This is a genomic window from Acidisphaera sp. L21, from assembly GCF_009765685.1.
Taxonomy (GTDB): domain Bacteria; phylum Pseudomonadota; class Alphaproteobacteria; order Acetobacterales; family Acetobacteraceae; genus LMUY01.
Map to the genome: position 1 here is coordinate 405 of NZ_LMUY01000119.1, position 5,669 is coordinate 6,073.

Below are 5,669 nucleotides of genomic sequence, written 5' to 3' on the forward strand. Positions count from 1 at the left end.
CGGTGATCGAGTCGACCACGGCGCTCACCTGGCTGGCGACGGTGGCCAGGTCGGCGATTTGTATCAGGGCGGCATCCGCCTCCTTGCTGGCGCCGCCCACGGCTGTAACCGCATCGGTCATACGGTCGGATACGACATGCACCGTGTCCGCGACCTTCTGTACGACCTTGGCCAATTCTTCGACATTCGCCACCGCCTGAGCGACGCCGTCGGCCGCGCTTTCGGTTTCGGAAACGGTGATCTGGCTGGCGGTATCGAGCGACTGGGCGGTTCGCTTCAGCGTCTCCTCGCTGTTTTGCACCTGGATCAGTTGCCGGCTGCTGGCCTGTTCGAACGCCATCGCTGCGGTGGTCAAGATGTGGGCTGCGGCAAGCTTGGCCTGTTGTCCGGCTGCGGCGGTTTGCTGCATCAGCGCGGCCTCAGATGCCCGATCGCGCAGGACCAGAATGGCGGTGGCCATTTCGCCAATCTCGTCTTCCCGCCCGATGCCGGGCACCAGGACCAGCAGGTCGCCCTCCGCAATTCCGGTGACGACGGAGGTGAGGCGCGATAACGGCCGGGTGATCCGCCGGATGATCTGCCAGGATGCACCCAGCGAGGCAAAAATCGCCAGCACCGTCACGATGATGGCGATGACCAGTTTCGCCGTCGCGCGACGGTCGGCCAAAGCGAATTTCGCGGTTAGGTCCTGGAGCACGGCATTCCGCAGCAGAAGCGAGTTGGCGAGCATCGGTGTGGTCCAGGCCCGAAACTGTGCCGGGGTCATCTCGAACGGCTGCCCCTGGCCGATGGCGGTGATCAGGCTGCGGTATCGCACCTCACCTTCACCCATAATGGTGCGCGCCATAACGTCGCGGGCTTCCAGGATCTGGGGCAGGGGCGGGCTGACCATCTGCACGTCGAGCTTAATTCGACGCCATAGCACGGCGATTTGCCCGCTCAATTCATCCATATCCCGCATCTGCAGGCGCGCGGCGTTGTCGGAGAGGGCTGGGGAGAGCAGGGCAGAGCGGAGACCGGTTGCCTCGCGAAGTTGCTGCGATAGATGGGCAAGACGCACGAGTTGGCCAAATTCGGGCGTGTTGCGGCCGACTGCGAGCTCATACTGATCGATCAGTTCCGACAGCAGTTGCTGTATATTGTCCACCGCCAGCACGAAGTCGCGGTTTGGGTCATAGGATCGGGCCGGCGCGGGTATGGCGAGGGCATCAACGGCTGTGTCGGCGCTCCGTTTCAGGCGATCCATCATGCGGGTGATATCGGGCAGTAACTTGCCGGCGATGGGCTCGACGGCCGCCATGGCGCTTTCGGCCGCTGCCTGCGCGGTTCGGAGCGGCTGGAGCGTGTCCACCGTGGCGGCGGCCGGGTTGCTGAAGAGCGTATCGAGCTTACTTCGCTCGTCTGAAATACGTTCGCTCAACCGCATAGTAGCCTGTAGACCGTTGGCGGCGTGGATGGATCTGGACACGTTGGTCTGGTCGTCGAAGGATTCCGTCGACCGCCAGCTGGCACTGATCGTCGCCAGAAGGCCGACGACGCCAATGCAGGCCAAGAGTTGTTTTCTAACCTGCATGCACGGCGCCTTAATGCGACGAGTGCAGATTAACTAAGGCTAAGTTTCGAGGAGATTAACCAAGCTGCGGTCGTCAGGCGCCCGACAACACATCCCTTGCGGAACCTGCTCCAACCCCGCCGACGGTGCAGCGTCAGCCAAGGATTCGCGCTCGGGCGCTCAGTGTCGCCGCGAATGCTGCATGTTGCTACACGTAGCTTTTAGGGTTGCAGGGCGCCCAGGATCTGGCCGATCCAGGCGTTCAGCTTGGAGCTGTCGATCCAGCGCAATACAGCGACCAAGTCGTGTTCCGGGTCGATCCAGGTCACGTTGCCACCGGCGCCGATGGCGAAGAAGTTGTTACGGGGGGCGGCGGGTTGATAAGTGCCGTCGCTGTTGAGCCACCAGAACAGGCCGTAACGCGGGTTGAGCGGGCAGGGGCTGACGGAGTCAGCAACCCACTCCGCAGGCAGGATGCGCTGGCCGCCCCACAGGCCGCCATGCAGCATCATCAGGCCGATGCGCGCCTGGTCTTCCGCGTGGATGAAGGCGCCACCGCCCCAATGGCCACCGCCGGATACGGATTGGACCTGCTTGCCGCCGACATCGACGAAGGAGGTGCGATAGCCCTCCCATCGCCAATCCGACGATGCGCCCAGCGGCTGCATGATCCGTTCGGCGAAGATTTGGGGCAGGGCGCGACCGAAGCGACGCAGCAGCGCCAGGCTGAGCCGGTTCACCCGTACGTCGTTGTACTCCCAAAAGCTACCCGGCGCTTGCAGTGGCCGGGCAGCGCCTTTGGCACCAGCCGGGCGGCCAGTGGCCTCGCTGGACAGGCTGCGGTTCCGGTCGATCTGTTCGGACTTGCCGAACAGGCTGCCCTCCCATTCCGAGGTCAACTGCAGCATCTGGCGCCAGGTGATCGGCGAGTTCTGCTCGCTGTCGAACCCGCCATCGTCGACGGTGTCGCGAATCGGCGCGTCCAGGTTCGGAATCAACCCGTCGGACACGGCGATGCCGGCGAGGATTGACAGGTAGCTTTTGGCGACGCTGAACGTCATGTCGACCTGGCGGGTGTCGCCCCAGCTGGCGACCAGCTTGCCGTGGCGCAGCAGCAGCCCGTTGGGGCCACCGCGCGGAGCGACTGGGCCGATGATCTCGTTATCCGGCGGCGGCTCGAAATTGCCCGCCTCCAACTGCGCCTGCAGGTCCCGCTGCCAGGGGCTTTCGTTCTGCTGCGCGAAGGCGATTGCCGCGGCCAGCCGGCCGGCATCGAAGCCGGCGTGTTCGGGTGTCGTGCCGGGCCAGGGGACGCCATGCGGGGGAAGGGGGGCTTCGGTCATACCAGGTGCTCCAGCGTCGGCTTGTCGGGGGTGACGCTAGCACGGCTTGCACCCGCATCGCCCTATGGTCATACATTGGCGCGCCAAGTGCCCCGGTAGCCGGAGGTTCGATGACGACGGTCACATACCGACCCCTGGCGATCGACGATGCGGCCGAGCTGGCTGCCATGCACTTGCAGGCGCTGCGGGAAACCTACGCCGCGCAGATGCCCGAGAGCTTCTTCGCCGCGGTCGATCTGACGGCACTGGCCGATACCTGGCGCGCGGCGCCCTCGGTCGGCACCGACGTGACGCTGGCCCTGCTGGATACCGCCATCGTCGGCTTCGTCGCGTCCGGCGAGGGGCATGGCCCGGCGCTGCCGCAGATGGGTGAGGTCTACGACATCTATGTGCTGGCCCGTGCGCAACGCCGGGGCATCGGGCGCCGGCTGATGGCGCATGCCGCCAAGGCGCTGGCGGCGCGTGGGCTGACCGCCGCGGGGTTGTGGGTGGTGGAGGATAATGCCCCCGCCCGGCGCTTCTACGAGGCGCTGCAGGGAAGGCCGTTCAAGACGCGCGTGGACTCTATGGCGGGGCGCACGTTGCGCGGGATCGCGTATGGGTGGGAGGTGCTGGCCGTGCTGACCTACGCGCTGGAGACGCTGACATGAGTGCATGGCGCGGCCGGGTGCTGGCGGCGTTTCTCGTCGGTGCGATGCCGGCCGCGGCCCAGCCGGCGGACTTACCGCCGGCGGGTTGGGCGCAGGCGTGGAACTATCTGGTCGAATCCGTCTGCGTCGACGCGCGGGACCATGCGATATCCGGGACCAGCCCGCTGGGGGGGACGCCGCGCTGCGTCCGGACCCGCAAGCTGCGCGTCGGGGAGGCGTTGCCCTACCGCAAGCGCGACTGGCCGGGGGCGGAGGACCGGGCGCGTTACCCTGGTGGCTACCAGCAGAGCGATTCCTTTCCGGTGCGGACCAGTTCGGGCCTGGCGGTGCTGCAGACCACCGATTTCGGCGACGACCGGCGTAAGTTCGGTCAGTTCGACCTGGGGGATGGCGGACAGGTGGCGGTCTTCAGCGATACGTCCGTGTCGATGGGGCTGACAGAGGATGGCGGCGCCGGGCTACAGTTCTTTCTGGGCCCCAATTGCCAGGCGATGAATGCCTGGGTCATCGTGGATCGCCGTTTCGCCACCCAGCCGGCTGGCGACATGGTTGCCCGGATCACGCGCAACCCGGCGGCGTGCCCGGGGCGCATGGGATATGCCTTTACCCAATGGGACGTGCAGCCGGTCGATTTTCGCACCAGCAGCGGCGGCAGGCAGGGGCATGCGGTGCTGTCCACGCTGATCACCGAGCATTACGGCGGCCATACCATCGATGCCGCCAGTAATATGGAGCGGATGTATTTCACGCGGGAGCTTGGCTACACCAGGTGGGAACGGTGGCAGAACGTCACCCGTCGCCCAAGTGCCGCAGATCGTCAGGCCGCGGTCACCTTCGCCCGCACCGGACGGTGCGAACCGCAGCGGCCATCGCCGTCAACCGCGAGCGAATGGGTGATGATCGATTGTCGCGAGTGGACGCAGATGGCGCCACCCGCCGCGCCAGGCGGTGACCCGGCGTCGTTTTGGCTGGACCGGTTGCGGCGTTATCCCATCACGCAGGCGATGTTTCCCGGCGCGGAGTAGGCTTCATCCGCCACGGGCGGGTGGTTCAATCACCATCGCGATATCTCGTTCCGAATACGGAAGTAGCTGCCTGGGTGCGCCGTGGCTTGACTGCCACGGCGACGAAGCATCGGCGGTTTGTCATCCATTTGCATGACGACAGACGGTTAAAATCCCTCAATCGTGCGGCCGCTTGCACGAACTCGGCCGTCGGCCATGCCCATGCCCGGGACTCACGAAGAGAACAAGTGGAACGAACACGACCGTCACCGATAATTGGATCAGCGGCTCGGGCGATTGGTCGATCGGCGCGGATTGGAGCACGGGGAGCCCGCCCAACGATGCGGTGACGGGCGACGCGACGGATGCCACGATTACGCTGGCAAGCCCGGGCATCGTGACGCTTGCCTCCGGTGAAACCTACGCCTCGCAAAACGTCACACTCGGCTCCGCAGGCACTACGCTGCAGATTGCCGGCGAATTGGATCTTACCGGCCTATTGTCCCCTGGGCTGGGCACGCTCGACATCTATGGCGGCACGTTGAGCGGTGGGGCGATTCTGCCCGGCAGCAACCTGATCCTGACGGAATACAACGTCTCCCACGGGCCGGAGACGGAGCCGGTGCTGAATAATGTTGCCATCCTTGGCAATGTCACGCTGTCGGGCGTCATTTTTACGGGCAGCACGGCGGTGTATGCAGACGCTATGGGCACGACGCCGGGCACGCTCACAATTGGGAATTTCGTAACCATCGAGTCGGCGGCGACAACCTATAGCCTGCCGGAAAACGTCATCGTCTCGGGTTCGCTGAATGTCTCCGGGATCCCGGTATCGGGGTCTCCCACGCCCGCCGCCCCAACCCTCATCATTCCGGCTGGCATCACGGTGACCGCGCAGGGCGGCGCGGTGTCGGATGGTGGGAGCGCCATCACCAACCAGGGCACGATCGACCTCGGCGCCAGCGGCATCAGCGTCTACGCTGCCTCGTTCTCCAACCAGGCCATCATCCGGTCCGAAGGTGGTCAACTCAGCCTGACCGAGCCGTTCGACAATACGGCGGCGGCCAGTGTTGCCCTGACCAACGAAGCAGGCCTGGCCACGAACTACACCTTTGCGCCG

At 65.3% G+C, this 5,669-nt stretch carries 5 protein-coding genes; 3 read left to right on the plus strand and 2 right to left on the minus strand.

Going from position 1 to position 5,669, the window contains the following annotated elements; translation table 11 throughout:
* Both GSQ76_RS23105 and GSQ76_RS23110 read right to left on the minus strand, forming a co-directional pair.
* On the minus strand, positions 1-1,420 hold a 1,420-nt coding region (locus GSQ76_RS23105), incomplete at its 3' end, for a methyl-accepting chemotaxis protein (protein WP_158746472.1).
* Between the two features lie 353 nt (positions 1,421-1,773).
* A complete protein-coding gene (locus tag GSQ76_RS23110) occupies positions 1,774-2,895 on the minus strand; it encodes a serine hydrolase (protein WP_158746473.1) in 1,122 nt (373 codons plus the stop codon).
* 110 nt (positions 2,896-3,005) lie between these two features.
* Between GSQ76_RS23110 and GSQ76_RS23115 the strand changes: the two genes are divergently transcribed.
* The 3 genes from GSQ76_RS23115 to GSQ76_RS23125 all read left to right on the plus strand — a co-directional run.
* Positions 3,006-3,545 (plus strand): GNAT family N-acetyltransferase, encoded by a 540-nt coding sequence (locus GSQ76_RS23115; protein ID WP_158746474.1) that lies wholly within the window; start codon positions 3,006-3,008, stop codon positions 3,543-3,545.
* The gene (locus GSQ76_RS23120; protein WP_158746475.1) at positions 3,542-4,570 is read left to right on the plus strand and encodes a hypothetical protein; all 1,029 of its coding nucleotides are present in this window, start codon (positions 3,542-3,544) and stop codon (positions 4,568-4,570) included. The genes GSQ76_RS23115 and GSQ76_RS23120 overlap by 4 nt, the downstream gene beginning before the upstream one ends.
* Before the next feature lie 325 nt (positions 4,571-4,895).
* The coding region (locus GSQ76_RS23125; protein WP_158746476.1) for a hypothetical protein at positions 4,896-5,669 on the plus strand (774 nt) is incomplete at its 3' end.